Annotated in this window: 21 protein-coding genes; 5 read left to right on the top strand and 16 right to left on the bottom strand. The window is 72.7% G+C overall.

Going from position 1 to position 24,157, the window contains the following annotated elements:
• Positions 1-12 precede the first annotated feature (12 nt).
• A complete protein-coding gene (locus ABZV78_RS16110; protein ID WP_355639210.1) occupies positions 13-459 on the top strand; it encodes a hypothetical protein in 447 nt (148 codons plus the stop codon).
• Positions 460-610: 151 nt separating this feature from the next.
• Here the strand turns inward: ABZV78_RS16110 and ABZV78_RS16105 are convergent, their stop codons facing one another.
• From ABZV78_RS16105 to ABZV78_RS16095, 3 genes are all read right to left on the bottom strand, one after another.
• Positions 611-1,108 (bottom strand): hypothetical protein, encoded by a 498-nt coding sequence (locus ABZV78_RS16105; protein ID WP_355639208.1) that lies wholly within the window; start codon positions 1,106-1,108, stop codon positions 611-613.
• 119 nt (positions 1,109-1,227) lie between these two features.
• On the bottom strand, positions 1,228-1,947 hold the full coding sequence (locus ABZV78_RS16100) for a DUF4367 domain-containing protein (RefSeq protein ID WP_355639207.1): 720 nt from the start codon (positions 1,945-1,947) through the stop codon (positions 1,228-1,230).
• Positions 1,940-2,434 carry a sigma-70 family RNA polymerase sigma factor gene (locus ABZV78_RS16095; protein WP_355639221.1) on the bottom strand — a complete coding sequence of 165 codons (495 nt, stop codon included), beginning with the start codon at positions 2,432-2,434 and terminating at the stop codon, positions 1,940-1,942. Before ABZV78_RS16095 ends, ABZV78_RS16100 begins: the two co-directional genes overlap by 8 nt.
• Before the next feature lie 162 nt (positions 2,435-2,596).
• Between ABZV78_RS16095 and ABZV78_RS16090 the strand changes: the two genes are divergently transcribed.
• Entirely contained in the window at positions 2,597-3,847 is a 1,251-nt protein-coding gene (locus ABZV78_RS16090; protein WP_355639205.1) for a hypothetical protein, read from the top strand.
• Positions 3,848-4,025: 178 nt separating this feature from the next.
• Here ABZV78_RS16090 and ABZV78_RS16085 read toward each other — a convergent pair whose 3' ends face one another.
• On the bottom strand, positions 4,026-4,958 hold the full coding sequence (locus ABZV78_RS16085; RefSeq protein WP_355639203.1) for an alpha/beta hydrolase: 933 nt from the start codon (positions 4,956-4,958) through the stop codon (positions 4,026-4,028).
• 85 nt (positions 4,959-5,043) lie between these two features.
• On the opposite strand from ABZV78_RS16085, the gene ABZV78_RS16080 reads away from it, so the two are divergent.
• On the top strand, positions 5,044-5,799 hold the full coding sequence (locus tag ABZV78_RS16080) for a PIG-L deacetylase family protein (protein ID WP_355639202.1): 756 nt from the start codon (positions 5,044-5,046) through the stop codon (positions 5,797-5,799).
• 108 nt (positions 5,800-5,907) lie between these two features.
• Positions 5,908-6,279, top strand: coding sequence for a metalloregulator ArsR/SmtB family transcription factor (locus ABZV78_RS16075; protein WP_355639200.1), 372 nt, complete (start codon positions 5,908-5,910; stop codon positions 6,277-6,279).
• Between the two features lie 37 nt (positions 6,280-6,316).
• Here the strand turns inward: ABZV78_RS16075 and ABZV78_RS16070 are convergent, their stop codons facing one another.
• The 7 genes from ABZV78_RS16070 to ABZV78_RS16040 form a co-directional block, all read right to left on the bottom strand.
• Positions 6,317-7,384 carry an FAD-dependent oxidoreductase gene (locus ABZV78_RS16070; protein ID WP_355639198.1) on the bottom strand — a complete coding sequence of 356 codons (1,068 nt, stop codon included), beginning with the start codon at positions 7,382-7,384 and terminating at the stop codon, positions 6,317-6,319.
• Positions 7,385-7,484: 100 nt separating this feature from the next.
• On the bottom strand, positions 7,485-8,303 hold the full coding sequence (locus tag ABZV78_RS16065; protein ID WP_355639196.1) for a BPL-N domain-containing protein: 819 nt from the start codon (positions 8,301-8,303) through the stop codon (positions 7,485-7,487).
• A gap of 28 nt (positions 8,304-8,331) precedes the next feature.
• Positions 8,332-9,711, bottom strand: coding sequence for a heparan-alpha-glucosaminide N-acetyltransferase domain-containing protein (locus ABZV78_RS16060; protein WP_355639194.1), 1,380 nt, complete (start codon positions 9,709-9,711; stop codon positions 8,332-8,334).
• Complete coding sequence (locus tag ABZV78_RS16055) at positions 9,708-10,466, bottom strand: BPL-N domain-containing protein (protein WP_355639192.1); 759 nt, start codon at positions 10,464-10,466, stop codon at positions 9,708-9,710. Before ABZV78_RS16055 ends, ABZV78_RS16060 begins: the two co-directional genes overlap by 4 nt.
• The gene (locus ABZV78_RS16050; protein ID WP_355639190.1) at positions 10,466-11,362 is read right to left on the bottom strand and encodes an arginine deiminase-related protein; all 897 of its coding nucleotides are present in this window, start codon (positions 11,360-11,362) and stop codon (positions 10,466-10,468) included. Before ABZV78_RS16050 ends, ABZV78_RS16055 begins: the two co-directional genes overlap by 1 nt.
• Positions 11,362-15,288: a Pls/PosA family non-ribosomal peptide synthetase gene (locus ABZV78_RS16045; RefSeq protein WP_355639188.1), complete on the bottom strand. Its 3,927-nt coding sequence runs from the start codon at positions 15,286-15,288 to the stop codon at positions 11,362-11,364. The genes ABZV78_RS16050 and ABZV78_RS16045 overlap by 1 nt, the downstream gene beginning before the upstream one ends.
• A 799-nt stretch (positions 15,289-16,087) precedes the next feature.
• A complete protein-coding gene (locus ABZV78_RS16040) occupies positions 16,088-17,257 on the bottom strand; it encodes an MFS transporter (protein WP_355639186.1) in 1,170 nt (389 codons plus the stop codon).
• A gap of 107 nt (positions 17,258-17,364) precedes the next feature.
• Here ABZV78_RS16040 and ABZV78_RS16035 point away from each other — a divergent pair, with 107 nt between their 5' ends.
• Positions 17,365-18,207: a LysR family transcriptional regulator gene (locus tag ABZV78_RS16035; RefSeq protein WP_355639184.1), complete on the top strand. Its 843-nt coding sequence runs from the start codon at positions 17,365-17,367 to the stop codon at positions 18,205-18,207.
• Positions 18,208-18,226: 19 nt separating this feature from the next.
• Here ABZV78_RS16035 and ABZV78_RS16030 read toward each other — a convergent pair whose 3' ends face one another.
• From ABZV78_RS16030 to ABZV78_RS16010, 5 genes are all read right to left on the bottom strand, one after another.
• Positions 18,227-19,828: an FAD-dependent monooxygenase gene (locus ABZV78_RS16030; protein ID WP_355639182.1), complete on the bottom strand. Its 1,602-nt coding sequence runs from the start codon at positions 19,826-19,828 to the stop codon at positions 18,227-18,229.
• A 92-nt stretch (positions 19,829-19,920) separates the two neighbouring features.
• Entirely contained in the window at positions 19,921-21,177 is a 1,257-nt protein-coding gene (locus ABZV78_RS16025) for an MFS transporter (RefSeq protein WP_355639180.1), read from the bottom strand.
• Positions 21,177-22,592 carry an FAD-dependent oxidoreductase gene (locus ABZV78_RS16020; protein ID WP_355639178.1) on the bottom strand — a complete coding sequence of 472 codons (1,416 nt, stop codon included), beginning with the start codon at positions 22,590-22,592 and terminating at the stop codon, positions 21,177-21,179. Before ABZV78_RS16020 ends, ABZV78_RS16025 begins: the two co-directional genes overlap by 1 nt.
• Before the next feature lie 77 nt (positions 22,593-22,669).
• Complete coding sequence (locus ABZV78_RS16015; RefSeq protein ID WP_355639176.1) at positions 22,670-23,914, bottom strand: M28 family peptidase; 1,245 nt, start codon at positions 23,912-23,914, stop codon at positions 22,670-22,672.
• Complete coding sequence (locus ABZV78_RS16010; RefSeq protein ID WP_355639175.1) at positions 23,911-24,153, bottom strand: hypothetical protein; 243 nt, start codon at positions 24,151-24,153, stop codon at positions 23,911-23,913. The genes ABZV78_RS16015 and ABZV78_RS16010 overlap by 4 nt, the downstream gene beginning before the upstream one ends.
• Positions 24,154-24,157 lie beyond the last annotated feature (4 nt).

Genomic DNA, 24,157 nt, shown 5'->3' with positions numbered 1-24,157 from the left:
GGGAGCCAGATCATGCGGTTGCCGCCGTCCGCCACCGGGTTCGGTGCGGGGCTTCCCGGCGCCGATCTGCCTGCGTTCCTCGCGGTCTGCCACCACGCCGCCCGCCGTGTCGGCGGCACCGTCACCCGGGCCACGCCGGCGGGCGTGACGCCGAGCTTCCACACCGTCCTCATCGACCACCCGGGCGGGCCGATCACCGCGCTGGGACACGCGACGGTCCCGATGGTGGCCTTCGCCCAGCCGCTCCCCGCCGGTGACACGAAACTGGCCTTCCTCGACCATCCCGACCTCGCGGTCGCCGTCGGCGAGGTGTCCGACCTACGGGTGCTCACCGTCGAGGCGCTGCGCACGCCGCTCTCCGCCGTCGACCTGGCGGCGCTGCGGGCCGAGGAGCACCGGCAGATCCGCTACTGGCGGCCGGAGACCGTGGGCGAACTGCTGTTCAACTTCTGGGACTGACCGGCGCGGCTGCCCGGCACGCCGTCGCGAAGCCCCGACCGGTCAGTGGCACCGAACTCCCCCATCCGGCCGCTGCGACCGTGCACGTGCCACCGTGCCACCTGCGCGCCGCGGGGCGGCACAGGTTGACCGGCAGGAGACGTGCCCACCCTCAGCCGCGGACGTAGACGAGGTCCATGGTGTCGGTGCGCCCGGACCAGCGGAGATCGAGGTGCCAGCAGCCGGCCTGCGGCAGGTCGATGATGGAAGGGCCGGGGCCACCGGCGACCTCCCGGGTCGCCCGGGTCGTGGTGCCGTCCAGGGTCGCGGTGATGACGAGGGTGGCCGGCGCGCTGGGATCGGGCGACGGCGTGGCCGCCGGCCGGGCAACCCACAGGATCTTGTTGTTGGGCCCCTCCGTCCGGCCGACCGTCAGCGGCTGGCCGAACAGCACGCCGACGATCTCGCCCTTCGCGCCGAACACATGCGGGACCCGGGCGTCCCCGCTGAACCCGGCGTCCGCCCAGTCGGGCAGCCGGCCCGTCTCGACCCGGGCCGCACAGCCGATCGGCGCGCCCGCCGGCGTGGCCGGCGTGGCCGAGCGGCCAGCGGTGGTGCAGCCCGCCAGCAGGACCACCGACCCCAGCAGGACCCTGCCCCATGAACTCATCTCGCACCTCCGGACCGATGTCGGTGCCGGTCGGCGGCACCCCTGTCCTGACGACACCGGCCGCGCAGCGCAGGTTCCTCGCCTGGCGGTGGACCGCTGTCGCGTGGCGCGGCGCGCGCCTAGTCCAGGGACGAGGCGATCCTGATCGCCTCGTCGCGGGTGAGATCGCCCTCCAGCCGATAGCTGACACCGGCGTCCTCCCAGATCAGCGTGGCAGCGGCCAGTCGCGCGGTCTCCACCCGTACCCTGCCGGTGCGGTCGACGTAGGCCAGCTCGTGCGGGCCGCCGATCCAGACGGCGAAGCCGCCGTCGACCTGGACCCATTCCATGCCCGGCCCGCCGATCTGCTTGTGGAAGACCGGGTCGAGGCCACCGTCGAAGGCGTCGAGGCGCAACGCACCACCCCGGTAGAGCAGGGTCACCACCCGGTACGTGCCGGTGCCGTCCGGGTCGGCGACCAGGACCTGCTGCGGGGCACCCAGCTCGGCCGGTACGCGGATCGGGAAGCGCAGGTGCCGCTGCGCCTCGTCGCGGGAGGCGGGCGTCTGCGCCGGCAACGGCGACGGCATGCCGGTGGGTCCCATCGGCGTCGGGGTGGTGTCGATGACGATCCCCGAGAAGCGCAGCAGTCCCGACACGGCGTCCGCGATGGCGGCCCGCCCCGGCGGCAGGAGGGCGACGAGCAGGGCGGCCAACGCCGCGGCGAGCCAGTAGCGCCAGCGGCGTCGCGGGCGTGCCGGCGTGGCCAGCCGGGCGCGTACCCGGGCCGTCACGTCGGGGACCTCCGGTGTCTCCAGCCACACGGCGAGGTCCCGCAGCTCGCGCTCGAGGTCATCCACGGTGCACCGCCTCGCGGTCGAGCAGGCTGCGCAGCTTGGCCAGGGCCCGGTACGTCCGTGACTTCACCGTGCCCCGGGGCCAGCCGAGCGTCGTCACGGTCTCCTCCTCGGTCAGGTCGAGAAGGAACCGGCACACGATCACCTCACGGTCCTTCACCGGCAGCTGACGCAGCGCCGCCACCAGCGCGGCCCGGCGCTCCGCGGCGAGGACCCCGCCGACCGCGGCGTCCTCGCCCACCTCCGACCCGTCCTGCGCCGCCGCGGCCCGCAGGGCGAGCCCGTCCCGCCGGCTGCGGGACCGGTGCAGGTTGCGGGTCTCGTTGGCGACGATCGCGAGCAGCCACGACCGGAAGGACGACTCGCCGCGGTAGCGGGACAGGTTGCGGAACCCCTTCACGAACGCCTCCTGGATGACGTCCTCCGCGTCCGAGCCGGCACCGAGCAGCACCGCCGTCCGGAACGCGGACGCGGTGTGCCGGGCGACCAGGAGTTCGTACCCCTCCAGGTCACCGGCGCGAGCACGGGTGACTAGCTCGTCGTCGTCCAGTGGAGACCTCCGCTTCGATCACCCTCATTGACACCGGCCGCACCGTCCGGGTTCCACCTCCGCGGCACGGAACTTCGGCGGCTTCGAGGGTGTCACCCGGGTATGACCGTCACCATCTCGCGTCGCAGCATGCTGACCCTGCTCGCCGGTGCCGGCGCCGCCGCGCTGGCCGGCTGCGAGCCGGCCCGGGGCCGGGCGTCGGCTCCGGCCGTCGCCGTTCCCGATCCGTTGCTCGTCCAGGTCGACGAAGGTCTGGGCCTCCTGCGCGGGTCCGACCGGCGGACGATCCCCCGCGCCGTGGCCACCGCGGACGGGACGTGGGTGTTCGCGACCGCCCCCGAGGGCCCCGACACCGCCTGCTGGCGGATCGACACCGCGACCGGCCACACCTCCACGAGAACGGTGCTGCCCGGGCGGTGGGTACCCCAGGCGGTCTCGGCGGACGGTACGGGGGTGGCGCTCACCACGACCGGGGTGACCGTGAACGGCGGTCGCCCGACGGGGCGGGAGGTGACGCCGGTGCTGGTCGCCGACGCCGGTGGGGTGCGCCACCGCCTGAACCTGCGAGGCAACGTCGTTCCGGAGGCGTTCACCGCGGACCGCACCGGGCTGTTCGTCCTCGAATGGCTCCCGGCGACCGCGCCGGATCGCTACCGGGTCCGGGTCGTCGACCTCGCCACCGGCACGCCCGGCCCGCTGTCCACTCGCAACAAGACGGCGGTCCCACCCGGCGCCGAGGAGGAGATGCGCGGCGACGGGCGCCAGGCGGTGCTCGCCCCCGACCGCACCGTCCTCTACACGCTCTACACCCACCAGCCCGGCCACCAGCACACCCGCGACCTGGTCAGCGGCCGACCCGGCAACGCGCACGCGTTCGTCCACACCCTCAACCTGCGGGAGCGCTGGGCATACTGCGTCGACCTGCCACACCCGTTCGGCGAGGCGGCCGCAGCCGGTCACGCCATGGCGATCAGCCCCGACGGACGTCGGCTCCTCGTCGCCGACGTCTCGTCGGGCACCGTCGCCGACATCTCCACCGAGGAACTGGCGGTGGGCCGGACGGTCCCGCAGGCCCGCGGCACGGGCGCCGCACACGCCGCCGCCACGGCCGACCGCCTCTTCCTCGCCGCCGGTACGACGGTCCGGGCGCTCGATCTCGCCCGCCTGACCGGCACGGTGGACTGGCAGGTACGCGAACCGGTCTCCGGCCTCGTGCCCAGCCGCGACGGCAGCCGCCTCTACGTCGGCCAGCGGGACGCGGTGAGCTGGCACGATGCCGCAACCGGCCGGAGACTCGGCAGCATCCCGGTCCCCGGTCTCGTCGGCGTACGCGGCCTGGCCGGATCCGTCTGAACGCGCCCCGCGCCGGCGTCCCGAGCCACCGACGACCCGCCGACCGCCGAGCGCGCCGGCCACAGCCAGGCCCCCCGCCGCCCCGAAGCGCGGCCGGTGTCCGTGAGGGAAGCGAATTGGCGGACGACCAGCTGTCAGGTGGGCCGAAACGATCTTGAGGTCGACATCGCGGTGCTGCTCATGCTTCCCTCCCGTGACGGATGTGACCGTTTCGCCAACCGTGCAGCACAGCGGCCAACTGGGCCAGGGCGACATGGGCTGCGTCGAACAGGGCCAGCTTCCGCGGAAAATTGTGGATGAGCCCCTGGTAGCGAACCGCGGTGACGGGGACGCCCGCCGCCAGCAGCGCGGCGGCGTACCGTTCACCCTCGACGGACAGCAGGTCGAGCTCGGCGGTGATGACCACGGCGGGCGGCAGGCCGGTGAGGTCGGCCCGAAGCAGGTCCAGATCGGGCTGCGTGCGGTCCACGCCGGGTGGGGCGAACGCATCCCAGAAGAACCGCATCTCCTCCCGGTCCAGGCCGTACTCGTCCAGCGCCGGGTAGTCGGCCGCGGGGTCGATGACCGGGCAGACGAGGATCTGTCCCGCAAGACGGGTCCCCGCATCCCGGGCACGCCGAGCGGTCGCCGCCGCCAGGTGCCCTCCCGAGGAGTCACCGGCCACCGCTGTCCGGCCCGGGTCGAGGCCGTGCCGAGGCGCCTCCGGCCCGCGCAGCCACGTGAGCGCGCGCACCATGTCGTCCAGCGGGGCCGGGTACGGGTGCTCGGGGGCGAGCCGGTAGTCCACGGAGAGAACGGCCCAGCCGGACGCGGCCGCCAGGTGCCGGCAGAGCCCGTCGTGGGTGCCCACGCCGCCCATCACCCAGCCTCCGCCGTGGGCGTAGAGGACCACCGGCATCGCGTCCTCGTCGCCGTCGCGATAGAGGCGGGCGGGCACGCCGCCGGCGTCGACGGTCACCACGGACCGGATCGCCGGCCCGCTGCCCACCTCGGCGGGAGTCGCCTGGACCATGCTGAGCCGTGCCGCCGGCAGGGTCGCCCGGGTGAGCGGGACACGCTGCTGGACTCGCATCGCCGCCCGCGCCTGCGGGTGGAGCCGGCCGGGGTCCACCCGGTCAGTATCGCTCGCCCGGCGGATGTCAGTGTTGCCGACACGGCGGTGCCGGACGGGCGAAGAGGCCGCTACGGTCTGGACCGTGGACGAGCTTCTACCGGCACTCCCGGAGGACTGGGACCGCTGTCTCGCGGTGGCCGCGCACCCTGACGACATCGAATACGGTGCGGCCTCGGCGATCGCCCGCTGGACCGCGCAGGGCAAGCAGGTCACCTATCTGTTGGCCACCCGGGGCGAGGCGGGAATCGACGCGATGCACCCGGACCAGGCCGGGCCGTTGCGCGAGCAGGAGGAGCGCGCCGGCGCCGGCGAGGTCGGCGTGGACGTCGTGGAGTTCCTCGACCACCGCGACGGCGTCGTCGAGTACGGTCCGGACCTGCGCCGCGACATCGTGCGGGCGATCCGCCGCCACCGGCCCGACGTCATCGTCTCGGGCGCTTTCACCGTCCGCATGGTGGGCGGCATGACCAACCAGGCCGACCACCGGGCGGTGGGACTGGCGACGCTGGACGCCGCCCGCGACGCGGGCAACCGGTGGATCTTCCCGGAACTGGTGGACGAGGGGCTGCCGCCCTGGGGCGGTGTGCGCTACGTCTGCTTCGCCGGCGCCGACCGCCCCACGCACGGCGTGGACATCACCGGTGAACCGTTGCGGCGCGGCATCGCCTCGCTGGCCGCGCACGCCGAATACACCACGGGCCTGGGTGTGGCCGGACCTGAACCCGGGCCGTTCCTGACCTGGGCGGCCCGTCAGGGCGGGCCGGCGCTGGGCGTCGAGGCGGCGGTGCTGTTCGACGTTCACGCCCTCACCTTCGAGGGCCCGCCGCCCTGGCTCTGAGCCCGACCGGAACCCGCTCCGGCGAGCGTGTCGCGCGCCCGTGAGACAGTCCGGCAGTGTGGGTCATCGTCCTCGTTCCACCGGCCTGTCGATGTGGTTGGTGGAACGATGGACGATGTGGGAACTCCGAAAACCGCTACACCTGCCATCTCGCCGCTGGCCGGCGAACCGATCAAGCGTGCCGATGCCGAACGGCTCGCGGGAGTGCTGAAGGCGTTCGCCGACCCGGCCCGGCTGCGACTGCTCAGTCTGATCCAGTCCGCTCCCGAGGGCGAGGCGTCCGTCAGTGACCTCACCGCGCCGCTCGGTCTCTCCCAGCCGACCGTCAGCCATCACCTGCGGATCCTCACCGAGGCCGGTCTGCTCGAGCGCGAGAAGCGGGGCGTCTGGGCGTACTACCGCCTGGTGCCGTCCGCGATCGCCGCGATCGCCGAGTCACTGACGCCGCCGCGAAAGCGCGCGGCGAAGAAGGCCCGTTGAGCGGGCACAGCCAGGGCCGTCTGCGGCTCTGCCCGATCTACGCGGCGAGGTCGTGTGGGTTCACCGGCGCCGCCAGAAGCGCCCGCAGTTCGCGGACGGCGGCCCGGCCGGCGCGGTTCGCGCCGACCGTGCTCGCGGACGGCCCGTAGCCGACCAGATGGATCCGGGGATCGGCGACCACCCGGGTGCCGTCCACGACGATGCCGCCACGGGGTCCGCGCAGCCGCAGCGGGGCCAGGTGGTCGAGCGCCGGTCGGAAGCCGGTGCACCAGAAGATGACGTCCACGTCCTGTGCCGCGCCGTCGGGCCACCGGACGCCGTCGGGCACGATCCGGTCGAACATCGGCCGGCGTACGAGGAGACCGCGTTCCCGGGCCTCGATCAGCTGCGGCGTCAACGCCAACTCGGTCGCGCTGGCGATGCTTCCCGGGGGCAGGCCGGCGCGTACCCGCGCGTCGACCTTGGCGACCACCTCGCGTCCGTAGTCCGGCGTGAACGGCCCGTCCCGGAAAACCGGCGGCCGGCGGGTGACCCAGGTCGTCGTCGCCGCGACGTCGGCGATCTCGATCAGAAGCTGCACGGCCGACGCTCCGCCCCCGACGACAACCACCCGCTTCCCGGCGAATTCCGCCGGTCCCCGGTACTGGGCGGTGTGCAGCTGCCGCCCGCGGAACGTCTCCTGTCCCGGGTAGTACGGCACGAACGGCCTGGTCCACGTGCCCGTTGCGTTGATCAGGCCCCGGGCGGTCCAGGCGCCCTTGTCGGTTTCGACGAGGAGTCGTCCGTCGCCGGCGTCCCGGACGGCCGTGACGGCGACCGGCCGCTGCACGTCGATGCCGAACTCACTCTCGAAGTCGGCGAAATAGGCCGGCACCGCGTCGGCCGCCGGCTCGTCCGGCGGTGGTGGCGTGAAGTGCATTCCCGGCAGGTCGAAGATCCCGTGCACGGTCGCCATCCGCAGGGTCGGCCAGCGGTGCTGCCAGGCCCCGCCGGGCGCCCGGTCGGCGTCCAGGACGGCGAAGTCAAGACCGGAGGAGCGCAGGTGGTACGCGCTGGACAGGCCCGCCTGTCCGGCCCCGACAACCACGACATCCGTCTCCGGCATGTGCCGCACAACATCTCGGGCTGCCCCGGACCTTCCCGCCGGCGATGGATCTCACACCGCCCGGGCCTTCCCGCCGGACGACGGGACCGCGATCGGGGGGTCAGCTCCTACCGGCGGCCCGGCCGTCGCCCTGCATCGTGCTCTTGATCAGGTCATGGCCCAGATCGAAGCGGATGCCGTCCGGGTTGGTGAGCCCCGCGTCGGCGTACCACGACCGGTCGGCTTCGGGGTGTGGTCCCACGAGCCCCACTCGTCCGGCCCCGAAGGTGGCGACGACGGCGGCGGCGGCGCCGGTGTCGTAGGTGGCCAGAACGGTTCCCGGCGCCCCGGGTCGCAGTTGGAACGTCGGCCCGTCCTGGAAGTACATGTGCCGGACACGGTCGCGCCAGCGGACCGGGATGATCGTGTCGTCGGTGCTGTCGACGCTCGCCCCGCCGGTGCTGATGTACTGGTCCACCTTTCCGTCGATCAGCCCGAACCCGGGCTCGGCGGCGGCCAGATAGGCCCCCAGACAGAAGCCGAGGTAGTGCCCGCCCTCAGCGACGTAGTCGCGGATCAACTCGGCGTGGTCCCGCAGCTTGCGCCAGGCCGGCCTGACCTCGCCGCCGCCGGGCTGCGCGTACACCGCCGCTTCGGCCAAGGCGTCCGACGAGATCCGCCGCTGCTCATCCGGACCGCAGTACTCGGTGCGGAACCCCGCCGGTGAGCTGCGAAGCAGGGCTGCCACCGCCTCCGCGCAGCCGGAGCAGGCCGCCGGCCCCCGGTAGACGAGGGCCAGCGGCCCGTCCCCGGAGACCGCCGACATCCCGGCCCACCCCAGAGCGGCCAGGGCGCCGGCGGCACCGACGCCGACCAGAAGACGCCGCCGGCTGATCCTGGGCGGCGCGCCGAGCGGCAGAGCCGACCTGATCAGTTTCATGTCGCTCTCCTTCCGCTCGACCGCCGCGTCAGCCCGTCGCTGGCCGGCCGACCGGGTATTCGCCCGCTCCCGGCGCCTCTGGTGCGTACATCGACATGCCGGCCCGGCCGTTCCTTCGTCCGCTTGTCCGCCTGACCAGCCGACGAGCGGCGCGGGAAAGCGCCGTCACGAGCCCTTCCAGCGGGCCACGGCCCGCGGTGGCCCACCATGCGGTCCCGACCAACACGATAGCCAGGACCTGCGCGAGGTATCCGGACACGGGGGCGAAGGAGTCGAGGTCGGAATTGATGAACATGATGTGGGTGGTGTAGAACGTCAGCGTCATGCCACCGGCCGCGGCGAGGGGCACCAGCAGCAGGGCGAGCACCCGCCGCGGGAGGGGTCGTGCGACGCGACTCGCGAGCAGCATGACGGCGAGCAGGCCGATCGCGCTCCCGGTCGTGCCGAGCAGGTCGAGCGGCGTGCTGGTGTGCGGTGCGTCGACCGCGAGCCACCACCACGTCGAGGTGGGCGTGCTGCCGTCCCCGCCGAAGGTGAGGAGTGCCGTTGTCTCGGCCGCGTTCAGCCCGCTCTTCGGCTGGGTGAACCAGATCTGCCGCAGGCCCTCGTACCGGCTCAGCAGGATCCAGGATGCCACCGGCGCCGCGGTCGCGAACGCGACTCCGGTGACGAGCAGCCCGACGACCACTCTCATCCTGGTCAGGGTCAACCGCCCGATCACCAGGCCGGCACACAGGTACGCCAGCCACGCCACCGCCGGATACTCCCCGGTGAGTGACAGCCCGCTGAGCAGCGCGGCGGGGTCGTGGACGAGTTGCGCGAATGCCGGGTTGTCGAAGGTACGTTCCGGCAACTGCGGCAGCAGGATCTGGCGGAGAACCGGAGCACCGGCGGCCACGACCACCCCGGTGAACGCCACCAACCAGGTCGGCAGGAACACCAGCGGGATCGCCAACAGGAACATCACCGCGTAGTAGGGCAGGATCACCATCGCGAGCGACGCGTCGGTGTAGCCCAGTGCCAGGCCGATCGCGCCGATGGCCAGGGCCCGGACGATCAGCGCCGTCACCGCGCCTGAGCGGTCGGTCAGGCGAACCCGCCGTCGATCGGTCAGGAACGCGATTCCGACCCCGGCCAGCACCGCGAACAGTGCCGCCGCCCGTCCCCCGAAGATCGTGTACCACCAGGTCGGTCGCCCCGCGGCGTCGGAGTTGGGCAACGAATGCACGGCGATCATGCCGAGCAGCGCCACTCCCCGGGCGGCGTCCACGCCGAGCAGCCGGAATCGTCCGACCGGCGGGTCCGTCGTCGCGGGCGGACCGTCGGCGCCCCCGGCGACGGGGTCTGGCCTGTTCGCCTCGGCTGCGCGCTCGAGATCCTGCCAGTTGAGGTCCACGGTCTGCGTCATGGCCTCATCACCGCGTCGATCAGATCGCAGCCGAGGTCCACACCGAGCCGTTCCGTGGTGCGCAGCCCGGCGTCGAGGTACCAGTCGTCGGTGGCTTCGGGGTGCGGGCCGACGACGCCGACCCGGCCGGCGCCGAAGGGAGTGACCAGTGCGGCGATCCTGCCGTTCGGGTAGCTGGCGAGGATGTCGGCGTCGGCGTTCGGGCGCAGCCAGAAGTAGGGCCCGTCCTGGAAGAAGAGGGTCCGCCGCCGCCCGCGCCAGGAGACCTGGACGACGGTGTTCTCCTCCGAGTCGACGGTGGCGTCGGCGGAGGCGATGTACTGGTCGGTGTCACCGGGCAGCAGGTCGAAGCCGGGGGTGGCCCCGGCGAGGTAGCCGCCGAGGCAGATCCCCAGGTATCTCCCGCCGTTGTGGACGAACTCGCGGATCTCGTCGCGGTGACGCTTCAGGTGGCGGTAGCCGCGCTTGAGGGTGCCGCCGCCGGGCTGGGCGTACAGCGCCGCCCCGGCCAGGGCCGGACGGCTCAGTGGCAGGTTCTCGTCCGGGCCGACGTAGCGGACATCGAAACCCCACCGGCTGGACTTCAGCAGCGCCGCCACCGCCTCCGGGCAGCCGGGCAGCGTCGCCGGCCCCCGGTAGACCAGCGCCACGGGTGGTGGCGTCCCCTGCGGTAGGGGCGAGCGGACCGTCAGGCCACGGCCGGTCAGTGCCCGCCCGCCGGCGGCGAACAACCGGCCGAACGTTCCCGAGGTCATCACGACGCCGCCGGCAACGGATTGTCCAGTGTCAACGCGGTGCAGCGCACCCCACCACCACCCTTGGCCAGCTCGGTCGTGTCCAGTTCGACGACCCGCAGGCCCCGTTCCCGCAACGCTGCCGCCAGCTGCGGCGCACCCTTGGTCATGGTCACGGTGACACCGTCACTGATCAGGTTGAGCGCGAACCGGGCCGCCTCCTCGACGTTCACCTCGATCAGGTCCATGCCGAGTCCACGCAGCCGCCGGCAGCTCGGCCCATCGAGGGCCTGCGGACAGTAGGCGAGCGTGCGGCCCGGTTCGACCACCGCGACCGCCAGGTCGAGGTCGTACCACCGGTGGCTCACCGTCTGCAGCGGTACCACCTCGTAGCCCAACGCCCGCCCGAGCACCGCATGCATCCGCCGGTCCGTCCGTTGGCCGTGGCCCGCCAACAGCAGGTCACCGCAGGCCAACGCGTCACCCTGGCCGCTGAACGGGTACGGCGCCTCCAGCACGTCGAAGTCGTTGTTGATCAACCACTCCTGGAAGTACGGCAGCTCGGCCTTGCGCTCCGGCGGCGGCGCTCCCAACACGGCGCGACCGCCCCGCACCAGTGCCGCGTTCGCGGTGAACACCATGTCCGGACACTCCGGCGCCGAAGCCACGTACTCGATGCGCCGGCCCGCCGTCCGGTGCGCCGCCACGATCGCCTCGTGCTCGCTCACCGCCGCCGCGTGGTCAGGCTGCACGTCGGTGTGCATGTACGGGTTGATCTCGTAATCGACCCGGAAGTGAGCGGCGTCGGAAACCAGTAGTGCGTTGTTCATTGAGCGGTTGTCCCTCTTGTGAAGTGGTGGATGGACGGAATCTGCTTGCTGCGGTGCGGTGGCAGCCGCAGCGTCACGGCGCGGCATCAGGCCGCCTGCGGTTCGAGCGATTCACGGGTGAGCACACCCTGCGCGGGGATCCCCCGCCATCGGGTCCCGTGGGTGAGGTGTTCGCCCTTCATCAGGAGCGAGAGCGATTCCAGGCTGACGTCGTCGCCGACGACGGCGTCGTAGAGGACGATGGCGCGGGTGCCGATGGTCGCGCCGGCGCCGACGGTGACGACGGACATCTTCATCACCCGGTCCTCGAACAGGTGCGTCTGCAGCGACACCTCGGTGCCCACCGTGGCGTCGTCACCGATCTCGACCAGGTCGAACTCCGTCAGGTAGGTCGTCCCGATCCAGGTGCGTCTGCCGACGCGGACCCCGAACCAGCGCAGCACCGGCGGCAGGAACGGCGTGCCGACCAGGAGCCCGACCCCGACGGGGACCGCCGCGGCCTCATAGAGTCCCGTGACGAACTCCGAGCGCCGGACGAAATCACTCCAGAGCGGTTCCACCCGGGGTCGGTAGGTGCCGACGACGTTGCGCTTGGTCGCCGCGCAGAACAAGATCACCCCTACGCTCGACGCCATCGCGACGAACGGCGACACCAGCGCCGGCACGAGCAGGTCCCGGCCGTTGGCGAGCCAGGAGAGCGCCAGGAGGTAGAGGTAGAAGCTGGCGCCGAGCACCGATGCGGGCAGGGTGGCGCGGAAGAACTCGACGAACAGCCGGCGGGCCACCATCGCCCGCGACGGGCGGAAGGTCAGCTCCTCGGAGAAGGAGCCGCTGCTCTGGCGCACCGGAAGGTGGATCGCCGGTGAGCCCAACCAGGACGTGCCCTCCGGGACACCGTCGTCGGGTGGCAGCGTGCTGACGCCGAGCAGGGAACCGTCGCCCAGCACCGTGCCGGCCGGCACGAACGCGGCGTTGCCGACGAAGGCCCGGCTGCCGACCGTGGTGGGCAGGAATGCCACGCGACCGTTGGCGAACGTCGCGGCGCCGAGGCTGGCCATGTCCGCGACGAAGCTCTCCGATCCCAGCGTGAGCAGGTCCGGGTCCAGGTGCGCGGCCGTGGAGACCTCCGCGCCGCGGCCCACCTTGGCGCCGAGCAGCCGCAACCAGGGCCCGGTGTAGAGGGTCGCGTAGAGCGAGTTCGTGAACATCAGGCTGAACTCGAGCAGCTTGTCCGCGATCCACTTGCGCACGCCGAGCATCGAGTGCACCCGGTGGTGGACGCCGATCGGCACCCGCGGCAGCACGAGGCGTTTGCCGGCGGCGACCACCGCGCAGACGGTGAGCACGTAGACGATGCCGGCCGGGATGGTCGCGACGAGGCCGGCGAGCAGACCTCGGGTCAGCAGCACCCACCAGACCAGCGCCACGCTGGGCAGGACCATCGCGATCGCGCCGAGTTCCAGGCTGACCAGGCCGACCAGGGCGGCGGCGATGTGGTGCGGGCGCCAGCCGTTGCGCAGCGGTCGGTAGCTGAGGATGGCTTCGACGGTGGGGGCGAGCCGGGGGGTCGGAGCCGGCGGTGAACCGGCCCAGCGCTCCCCGGGTGGCACCGCCTCGCCGTGGACGAGGACGGACTGCTCGCCGACGCCGGCGTACGCCCCGACCGACGCGCCCGGCTCGAGGACCGCGTTCGCGCCGACGAAGGCACCGGGCCCGATCGTGATCGGCCCCACGACGACCCAGCCGTCCTCCGCCCGCCACGGACGCAGCGAGACGCCGTACCCCACCGAGGCGTCCCGCCCGATGGAGATCATGCTGGGCAGGCTGATCGCGCTGGTCGCGATGATGCTCCGGCGGCCGACGCGGGCACCGAGGAGCCGCAGGTAGGTGGCGATCAGTGGAGAACCGCTGAGCACGGGCAGCGGTCCGATCGCGAGCAGCGCGTTCAGCGCCCAGAGCCGGACGTAGGTCGGCCCCCACAGGCGGTACCGGCCGGGTCGGATGCCCGCGGCCAGCGGCCGGGCCAGCAGCACCGGCAGCACCCAGCGCACGCCGAGGTAGCTGAGCAGGATCGCGACCATGAGTTCCATGAGGACGCGGACGGACACGAAACCGTCGTTCCGGGTGTAGACGAAGGAGACGGGCAGCGTGACGGCCAGCAGCAGCAGGTAGATCACCGCTCCCTGGCCGGCCCCGGCCAGCGCGATCCGGCGGCTGCTGTGCCGCAGCGGGGTGCGGCGGGGCGGAGCGGTCGACCCGCCGATCCGGTCGGCGGTGCCGAGGTGAGCGGCCATGCCGCGTACGGTCGGGTGGGCGTAGAGGTCCCGTACCGCCGGGTTCACGCCGACCTCGCGGGTGCGCAGCAGTGACACGACGCGTGCGGCGAGCAGTGAGTGTCCGCCGAGGTCGGTGAAGAAGTTCGCCTCGACCGAGAGCGACTCGGGCTCGAGGCCGAACGCCTCCGCCCACGCCGCGCGTACCTGCTCCTCCAGCTCGCCCTCGGCGGCCACGAGCGGGCCGGCCGTTCGGGTGAGCCGGCGGCTCGGCGCGGGCAGCCGCTTCCGGTCGACCTTTCCGCTGGGCATGGTCGGCAGCGCGGCGACGACGTCCAGGAAGGAGGGCACCATGTAGCCGGGCAGCCGGGTCTGCAGGGTCTCGCACAGCCGGCCGATCAGTTCCTCCCAGCCGCCCTCGTCGCTGTCGTGCGGTACGAGGTAGGCGGCCAGTTCGTGGGGGGCGTCCGGAGCGTCGGCGACCGGAACGAGCGCCGCCACGGCCTCGGCCACACCCTCGTCCTCCAGCAGCACGCTCTCGATCTCACCGAGATCCACCCGGTGACCACGGATCTTGACCTCGGAATCCGCCCGGCCGAGGTACTCGATCTCCCCGTCCTCGGTGAGCCGACCCAGATCCCCGGTGCGATACAGCCGACTTCCCGGCGGCGCCAACGGATGCTCGATGAAGCGGTCCGCGGTCAGGTCAGGTCGCCCGACATACCCTCGCGCCACCCCCGGACCGCCGATGCAGATCTCGCCGACCTCGCCGTCGGCGACCGGCTGGCGCTGCTCGTCCAGCAGCACCGCGGTGTAGGTCGGCAACGGCCGACCGATGGTGACCGGCCGCCCGGGCAACAGCTCACCATAGATCGCGGTGACGGTGGCCTCGGTCGGCCCGTAGGTGTTGAGAATCCGCCGGCCCGGCCGGCTCCACCGCTCGACGAGCTGACCCGGACACGCCTCACCACCGACCAGCAGGTTCCGGATCCGCGGCAGGTCGCGGGGAATGGTGGCCAGCAGGGTGGGCACGCAGTAGAAGACCGTGATGCCCGTCTCGTCCAGGAAGTCCGCCAGCTCCGCCCCGAGACGACCGGAATCCGTCGGGCCAGCCACCAACGTCGCGCCGACCGACCACGTCGGCCAGATCTCCTCGATCGCGAAGTCGAACGCGATCGTCATGCCCTGATAGACCCGATCGTCCGGACGCACGTCGTACGCACCCGGCACCACGTCCAGGAAGTTGCAGATGCTCGACTGTCCGACCTCGACACCCTTGGGACGACCGCTGGACCCCGACGTGTAGATCACGTACGCGCTGGGATCCGGGACACCGTCGTGGTCGAGATCCGGGCGGTCGGTCGGCGCCCCGGCGAGTTCGGCGGCGCACTCGTCGACCACGACAGCCCGTCGGTCACCCACCCGGTCGGCGAGGGTCGAGGAGGTCAACACCAGGTCGACCTCGGAATCCTCGGCGATGTACGCCACCCGGTCGGCCGGAGACTCGGGGTCGATCGGCACGAAGGCCGCCCCCGCCTTCCCCACGCCCAGCAACGCCACATACGTCTCGACCGAGCGCTGCAGCAGGATGGCCACCCGGGAGCCGCCCGCGACACCGAGGGCGCGCAGGTGATGGGCCAGCCGGTTGGCCCGCTCGTCCAGCTCCCGGTAGGTCAGCCGCTCGCTGCCGCACTCGAGTGCGACGGCCGACGGATGCCGGTCGCACGCGGATTCGAACACGTGGTGCAGACGCCTCGTTCTCGTGACGCCGCCTTCGTCGCCTGGACTGGCCGCCGGATCGACGGCCGGCGAGCCGACGACGACGCGCACTTCCGCGTCCGGAAGACGCTCGACTCGCGCAGGTGACGTGGACACACCGTTGTGCTCGACCTGCTTCACGGAAACGCGAACCTCCTGCGCCAACCATCCGAACCCACCTGTTGCCAGGCAGCGACCACCGTGCGGGAGCCGGCACGTCAACCAGGACGTGGCACGGAGAAAGCCGCCGGGGAAAGCCCATGCGGATGCATACACAGAGGGGATATCTGGCGTACTACCCGCAATGCCAATGAAGGTAGCAAAGCTCCCTAATGCCCATGTACCGGACTTCGAATCTCCGACTTTCGGCTGATTGGCGGGCCAGCCGCTCTTCGCCCCTGACGACCCCGAGGTGCTTGACCCCGCAGTCAGGCGTTCGGAGCCGGCCCCGCACGCCGCACGGCTCGGGCGGGCGCGTACGGCAAGGCGCAGGCGGGAATCCTCCACTTGAGGCATCGACGGGTTTCATTCGACGTCGCGCGGGCGAGGCCAGGGCTCGGCTCAACGGACAGTCGTTATTAGACGGGGGCAAAACGGTCATCGGGTCGAATAACTCCTGCCGTATGCAATTTTGCTGGTCGAAGACGCCGCGCGTATCCCTGACGTGATGCAGAGCGGCAGCTGAGTCAATTCGTTGAGTTGGATATTCGCTGGTGGGACAGCCTCGATAGATCATCGACGTAAGGGGTCGCTGGCGGCGAGGCCCTTGCCTGCGAGGTGCCTACTCAGGTGCCAGGCCGGGAGCGAGGTCGCTGAGCGGAGACCGCGTTCGGGCGGGCGAGCGGCGAGACAGCAGGCATCCGGTCAGCGCGGCGGCGAGGCCGGCCAGCCCGGCCGCCGCGAAGCCGCCCGCCGGCACGGAGGCGTCGATCGCCACCCCGACGATCGGGGATCCGAGCGCGAAACCCGCGCTCTGCGCCGAGGATTGCAGACCTGTCGCCTCACCCCGCACGCTCGCCGGCGCCAGCCGACTCACCGCATCGGCCACCGTGGAAAGGGTCGGCGCGGTGAGGAGCCCGGCGCCGACGACGGCCGCGCACAACCAGGGCCAGTCGTGGGCGAGCCCGGCGGGGATCGTCACGAGTCCGAGCAAGCCGAGCAGCAGCCACGTGGGCAGCGGCCGGGGCAGCGCGCCATAGATCAGTCCGCCGGCGACGGACGCGACGCCGAACACGGCTACGACCACGGCTGCCCAGGACACCTGACCCGCTTCTTCGAGCGTGGCGATGATGGCGAGGTCGACGCCACTGAGCAGGGTCGTGGTGCCGAACGCCATCGTCAGTGCGGCGATCATGCCGGTGCCCAGCCACTCGCGGCGCGGGGGCCGTCCGGCGCCGGCATCCGCCTCGCCCTCGGCACGCAGCGGCGGGTTGAGCCAGGCGATCCCGGCTCCGCCGGCCGCGATCGCGGCGCCGACCCCCCACGCCACCACACCGGGGGACATCATCGCCGCGCCCAGGATCACCACCGCCGGGCCCACGATGTACGACAACTCGCCCTGCACCGACTCCAGCGCGAACGCGGCGCGGCGGTGTCCCGCCGTCGTCATCGCGGCGATCGCCTGCCTGGTCACCGCCTGGGCCGGCACCATCAGCAGACCCGCCACGAAGGCGGCGCCCAGCAGGACCCCGTACGGCAGGATCGGCACGCTCAGCCAGAACACGACCTGCAGTACGACAGTTGCCAGCAGGACGGTACGCAGGCCCCGCCGGTCGATCATGCGGCCGAGCAGCGGCCCGCCCAGCGCCACCCCCGCGGTCAGAGTCGCCGCGACACCGCCCGCTGCGGCGTAGCTCATGTCCAGCCCCAGCACGACATACATCGTCAGCGCCATCACGTCAGCCGTGATCGCGGCACGGGCGAGCAGCGAAACGCCCAGCAGCGACGCCATCCCTCGCACGGCGAGCACTTCTCGGTATCTCGTCACCGCATGACGCTAGATCGTCCGCGATGCCATAGGAAGTGCTTAATTTGTTGGAGCAGGCATAATGGATTCTTATGGCGAGAGATCTTGAGACCGCGCTGCTGCGGTCGTTCGTCACGGCCGTACGCGCGGGCAGCATCAGCCGCGCCGCGACCACGCTCGGACAAACCCAGCCCGCGCTCAGCCAGCAGTTGCGCAAGCTCGAGAGTGTCGTCGGCCGTCCGCTGCTGTACCGGTCGCCGTCCGGCGTCTCGCCGACCCGCGCGGGTCAGGAGCTTCTGCCGTACGCCGAGCGGATTCTCTCGCTCTCGGCACAGGCACTCACCGAGACCGGGCGCGCGCTTACCGGCCGCTGCGGCGTCGGCCTGCTCGAAGACCTCGCCGCGTCCCAGCTTCCGCAGGCCCTCGCCGACCTCGCCCGCCTGCACCCCGGCGCGACGCTGGAGGTGCTCAGCCTCTCCACCGCCGCGATGCGGGAGGCCTACGACGCGGGCCGCGTCCAACTGGTGCTCGACGAGGTGCCGGACCTCCCCGGGCCGCCACGCTGGACGGTACGCCGGCCGTTGGTCTGGGCGATCGGCCAGGGTGTGGACGTCGCTGCCGACCCGCTGCCGGTGGTGTTGTTCTCGAACACGTGCGCCTGGCGTACGGCGGTGCTGGAAACGCTGGACGGCGCCGATCGGCGCTGGCGGGCGGCGTTCGAGAGCAACAGCCTGGTCGGCGTGCTCGCCGCGGTACGGGCCGGGCTCGGCGTCGCGGCCCTCATGCCCACGAACCTCGAACCGGCCATGGCCTGCCACGACCCGGACGCCCTGCCCACCCTGCCGGACGTCGAACTCGGTCTCGCACGGCACCCACGGACCGAGGGTGATCCGCTGATCGATGCCGTGGAGACCGCGCTACGACGCATGATCTGAGTTCCGCTGCGACGTGCGGCTAGGGTCCGAACCAGCGGCGCAGGTAGGCACGCAGGCCGGTCAGGTCGGTGCCGCCCGCGCGGTAACCGACGTGCCCGTCCGGCCGCACCAGGTAAGCGGCCTGCGCGCCGGGAGTGACGCCGAGCCGGCGCAGCACCTGCGCGCCAGCCTCGGGCGCCGCCCCGACCGGGCCGGCGAGGTGATGTGCGGTGAGCCGGCCGCGGTGACGGCGGGTCAGGTCGTCGATCTCGTGCGCGGGCCAGCCCTCGGCTGCCCCGCAGAGCAGCAGGTGCCAGCCGGGCGCGGCGGTGAGCCGGTGCAGCGAACCACCATCGGCAAGAGGGGCGTCGGGCAGCCGGTCCCCGGCTCGCGGACCGGTCCGCGGCGCCCGCGTGCCGTCGGTGGACAGCGGGCTGCGCCGGTAGCGGATGGCAAGCTCGGCGACCGTGCGGAACGCGGTGGCCCGCACGAACCGGGGTGCCAGGACCGCCGGCAGGAGGGCGGGCGCGATCCGAGTACGGGCGAAGCGGACCAGCGGGTTGGTGGTCGTGGCGACGGTGAAGGCCCGGTCGCTGAACCGGAGCACCATCCGGCCGACCGGCGCCCGCTCCGCGTGGTAGCTGTCCAGCAGGGCCGGATCGGCGTCGCCGTGCACCGCCTGAGCGAGTTTCCAGCCGAGGTTCACCGCGTCCTGGATGCCGGTGTTCATGCCCTGCGCGCCGGCCGGGCTGTGGATGTGCGCGGCATCCCCGGCCAGGAACACCGGTCCGGCCCGGTAGGCGGTGGCGGCCCGGTGGTGCAGCCGGAAGTTCGTCGCCCAGACCGGGTCGCGCAAGCGCAGCGCGCCGCCTGCGTATGCGTCGGCCAGCGCCTGCAGCTCGGCGAGCTGGACCGGCGCGCCCGGCGGGGTCCGGTCGCCGGTGGGTCGCATCGCCACCATCCGCCAACTGGCCGGGCGTCCGAGCGGGAAGAGGAACAGCAGCCCCCGCCCGGCCAGGAAGGCGTGCGCCGCGCCCGGCTCGACACCGTCGACCTCCAGGTCGGCCAACACGAACGTCTGCGGGTAAGCGCCGCCCTCGAAGCCGATCCCGGCGAACTGCCGCACCGCGCTGTGCGCGCCGTCGCAACCCACCACGTATCGGGCCGACACCCGCTCCTCGCGGCCATCGCGGTCGCGCAGCGTCCCGACCACGGTCCCATCGGTACGGTCCAGCCCGACCAGTTCGACGCCGCGTTCGACGGACACCCCGACGGTCGCGAGGTACTCGCCGAGCAGCCGTTCGGTCTCCGCCTGCGACAGAAACAACAGATACGGGTACGCGGTGTCGGGCAGGCCCAGGTCGAACAGCCGCACCGAACGCTCCCGCCGCCCCGCGTGCAGGGTCAACCGGACCGCCGGGTTCCCGGCCGCCACCATCTCGTCGGCCAACCCGAACCCGGCGAGAACCTCCAACGTGCGCGGCTGGACCGCCAGCGCCCGCGACTCGTGCACCCGGTCCAACGCCCGGTCGACCAGAAGCACCCGTACGCCGTGCCGGGCGAGCTGCCCCGCCATGGTGAGGCCGGTCGGCCCCGCGCCGACCACCAGCACCTCCACCTCCGAGCCCGCAGCGCCCTTCATTGGCAGCTCCCTGGTTCATCGGTGAGGACGCATCCCCGGTCGGGGTCAGGGTAGCGCCAAGCGTGTCGCGCGCGGGGCGAACCTCAGGGCGGTCAGCCGGGCTTGTCGTCGTACCGGTCCCGGTCACTTCTGCTCTCCCCCACGGCGCGCATTCCGACGGCGGCCAGAAGGCATGCGGTGGTGACGGCGGCGAGCAGTAGGTGGTAGCCGCCGTGCGGTAGGAGCGCGGCGGCAAGCAGGGGTGCGGCGGCTTTGGCGGTGGTGACGGGGGCGGTGAGTCGTCCGGCGATGGTGGCGTACGCGGTGGTGCCGTAGCGGTCGGCGAGGAGAGCTGGGGTGGCGAGGCTGGCGATGCCGAAGCCGAGTCCGAATCCGGTGACGGTGATGACGGCGCCCACCCGGCTTCCTGCGGTGAGGGGCATGGCGAGGACGGCGATCGCCTGGATGGCGAAGACCGTGGCCACGATGGTGGTGACCGGGAGGCGGCGACGGGCGCTGGTGAGGACGAGTCGTCCGGTGACGGAGAGGACGCCGAGGAGGCCGGCGGTGGTGGCGGCGAAGGTGGCGGGGTGGCCACGGCTGGTGAGGTAGCCGACGAGGTGGACGCCGATGGTGCTGGTGGCGACGCCGTGGGCGATGAGGGCGGCGGCGAGGATCCAGAAGCGGGGGTCGCGCATCGCGGCGCGGGCCGCCGCCTGTCGCGGGGCGTGGGCAGGTGGCGCCGCGGGGGTGGGTGGTGTGACGTGCGGCGGTGTGCGGATGGTGAGGGCGTGCAGGGGGATGGTCACCGTGCCGTGGATGGCGGCAAGGGTGAGTAGTGCGTCGCGCCAACCGAGGTGGGCGACCAGCATGCCGGTGAGAGGCATGAAGATGGTGCTGGCGAACCCGGCGACGACGGTGACCGCGAGCAGGGCGGTGGGTCGTCGGTCGGGGGTGAACCAGGAGACGATGACGGCGAAGGCGGGTTCGTAGAGGATCATCGCGCCGGTGCTGCCGATGCCGATCATGACGGCGTAGAGCTGCCCGATGGTCTGGACCTGGGACCAGGCGACCAGAAGGGCGGTGGCGGTGATCGAGCCTGCGGTCATGAGGGCTCGTCCGCCGTGCCGGTCGAGCCACCTGCCGACCGGGATGGCCATGAGAGCGCCGGCGAGGACGCTGGCGGTCAGGGCGCCGGTGACCGCGGTGGTGGAGGCGTCGAGGCTGGCGGCCATGGGACCGAGGAGGACCGAGTAGGCGTAGTAGAGGGTGCCGTAGCCGATGGTGGAGGTGACGGCGAGGGCGGTGACGATGCGCCACCCGCGGCGCCCGCCGACGGTGGGGTCGGCGGGCGCCGTCGTGGTGGTCATCAGCTGGCGCAGCAGCCGCCGGTCTGGCCGCTGGTCGGGGTGTCGAGGCTGATGAGGTTCAGCGGCGCGGACAGCAGGCCGCCGGAGATCCCGGTCGCCAGCCCCTTGCCGGCCGGCTGGGCTGCAGGGGCGGGACCGCAGCAGCTGTCGGTGCCGGTGGAGTCGGCGGGGTTGCTGTTGCAGACGCCGGTTTCGGGCAGGTCGAGCTGGACGTCGCGGGCGGCGTCCCAGTCGCCGGCGAGGGCGGCGACGACGGAGCGGACCTGCTCGTAGCCGGTGGCCATGAGGAACGTCGGCGCGCGGCCGTAGCTCTTCATGCCGACGGCGTAGTAGCCGACTTCGGGGTGTGCGAGCTCGTCGGCGCCGTGCGGGGGGACGGTGCCGCAGGAGTGCTCGTTCGGGTCGATCAGCGGGGCGAGGGCGCGGGTGGCGCCCATGACCGGGTCGAGGTCCAGGCGCAGCTCGGCGGCGATGGTGTGGTCGGGGCGGAAGCCGGTGGCGGCGACGATCCGGTCCACGGTGACGGACTCGTCGGTGCCGTCGGCATGGCGGACGACCACGGCGACGCGGCCGTCGGTCGGGGTGAGGGCGTGCACGGAGAAGCCGGTGAGCAGCCGGATTCGGCCGGCGTCGACGTGTTCGCGCAGCCGGGAGCCGAGCGCACCGCGAGCGGGCAGGGCGTCGGCGTCGCCACCGCCGTAGGTGCGGGCCGGGCTGGCCGAGCGGATCGCCCAGGTCACCGCTGTGTCCGGCTCGGCGGCGGCCAGCTCGGCCAGGGAGAGCAGGGTGTTGGCGGCGGAGTGGCCGGCACCGACGACGAGGGTGTGCCGGCCGGCGAAGCGGCGCCGGTCCTCGCCGAGCACGTCGGGCAGGGCGTGCTCGAGGAACGCTGCCGCGTCCTTCTCGCCGGAGGCGGGCAGGCCGGAGGCGCCGAGGACGTTGGGGGTGCCCCAGGTGCCGGAGGCGTCGACGACCGCGCGGGCCAGCAGCTCGTCGCCGTCGGCCAGGCGGATCACGAACGGCGTCTGCTCGCGGCCGGCGGTGCGCAGCCGGTCCAGGCCGAGCCGGCTGATCGCCTCCACCCGCGCGCCGTAGCGCAGGTGGGGTTTGAGCTGCGGCAGCTCCGCGAGGGGCTGGAGGTAGTCCGCGACCAGCTCCGCGCCGGTGGGCAGCGCGTCCTCGGCCGGGGCGACCCAGCCGGCGTCGTCGAGCAGCCGGCGCGCGGCCGGGTCGACGTTGTAGCGCCACGGGGAGAACACCCGCACGTGCCCCCACTGCCGCACCGCCGCGCCAGCGGTGTCGCCGGCCTCGAGAACACGGAAGGGTAGGCCCCGCTCGTGCAGGTGGGCGGCGGCGGCCAGACCCACCGGGCCCGCGCCGATCACCACGACGGGCAGCTCGTCCAGGACACTCATCGGAACTCCTCTGTGTTGAAAATTGTCAAATCAAGAAGGTGCAGTTGTGCGGCGGCGTCCGCCCACCACCACTCGCTCTATCGCCTATCGCCGATTGACGATGAAAGTGTAGTGGACGCCGCCGCCGCGAGGTGGGCGGTCGCGACGACGAGACGCGCGACCGCGCCGAGAGTGGCGGGTTCGACCTTGTCGGGGGTGTCGGCGGGGCTGTGGTAGCCGCCCATGCCGGCACCGATGCCGACGGCGGCGAAACCGGCAGCGCCGTAGCGGCGGTTGTCCGACGCCACCGGACCCGCCGACAAGGGGATGCCGGTGTGGCGTCCGGCCTGATCGAGCAGGGCGAGGAGGCGGTGGGCGGGGCCGCCGGCCTCAACCGCGGCCGCCCCCTCCAGGCGGCCGGCGCCGTCGACGTTGATGACCGACGGCGCAACACCGGCGGCGCCGAGCTGACCGGCGTGGTGGGCGGAGCCGAGTGCGCCGACCTCCTCCCCGTCGAGCAGGGCGACGGACAGTCCGGCGCCGACGGGCAGTGTGGCGGTGAGAATGCGGGCGGCTTCAAGGACCACGGCGACGCCGGTGGCGTTGTCCGAGGCGCCGGGCAGGCGAAGCCCGGGGTGATCGCCAACGCCGTCGTAATGCGCGGTCAGCAGCAGGTCGGCGCCGGCGGGGACACGCTGCCGGAGGCAGGCGTGGATGTTGGTGCCGGTGACGTCGTCGCGGCGCAGCGGCGTGGCGCCGGCCAGCCAACTGTCCGCTGAGGTGGCGGCGGTGAGCACGGCGTGGTGGGTGTCCGGGTCGAGGGTCAGCACCGGCAGCGGCCCCGGGTCCGGGCCGGCGAGCATGGTGAACTGCCAGCCCTCGGCGTCGACCGGGCGGCGGACCAGCAACCCGGTGGCGCCCTGGGTGTCGCGGTAGGCGTCGAACAGGCTCATGTCGGCCGGCACGACCAACCACCGCCCCACCGGGTCGTCCTTGCCGGCGACGCCGAGGGCGCCGCGACGGATGTCGGACGTGTCGGCGGAGGCCGGGTGAATCGCGACCTGCCGCCCGAACGCCAGCTCCTCGGTGCCGCCCCGATCGCCCCAGGTGACCGTCGGCGCCTCATACACCTGCGGCACGGCGCGGACCGGGAACTCCTCGGTGCGGACGTCGGCACCGAGGGCGGTGAGCTGGTCGACGAGCCAGGCGCGGGCGGCCGCCCCGCCGGTCGAGCCGACACGCCGTCCGGCCAGTGGGTCGGAGGCGAGGGTGGCGATGGTGGCGGTCATCCGGTCGGCGCTGACCTGCTCGAGCAGGTCAGCGAGATTGCTTGGGCTGGTCATGAGCAGCATCCCGGTCCGGTGGCGATGGCGTCGGCCTTCGCCTCGGTGCCACAGCACGACTCGGCCGCCTGGACGGCCTGCCGCGTACCGCAGCACGGGTCACCGCTGGCGGCTTCGCCGGCCGGCGGGAGGATGCCGCCGACGGCCTGGGCGGGGCTGCCGCAGCAGGCGCCGGAGCCGGTGATCTGCAGGGCCGCGGCGGGGTCGCCGGTGAAACCGCCGGCGGTGTTCTCGCTCATGCCG

Origin of the sequence: Micromonospora sp. NPDC004540 (assembly GCF_040610095.1) — a bacterium.
Lineage (GTDB): Bacteria > Actinomycetota > Actinomycetes > Mycobacteriales > Micromonosporaceae > Micromonospora.
The sequence above is the reverse complement of the archived record's forward strand: the minus strand, read 5'-3'. Positions and strand labels throughout refer to the sequence as shown.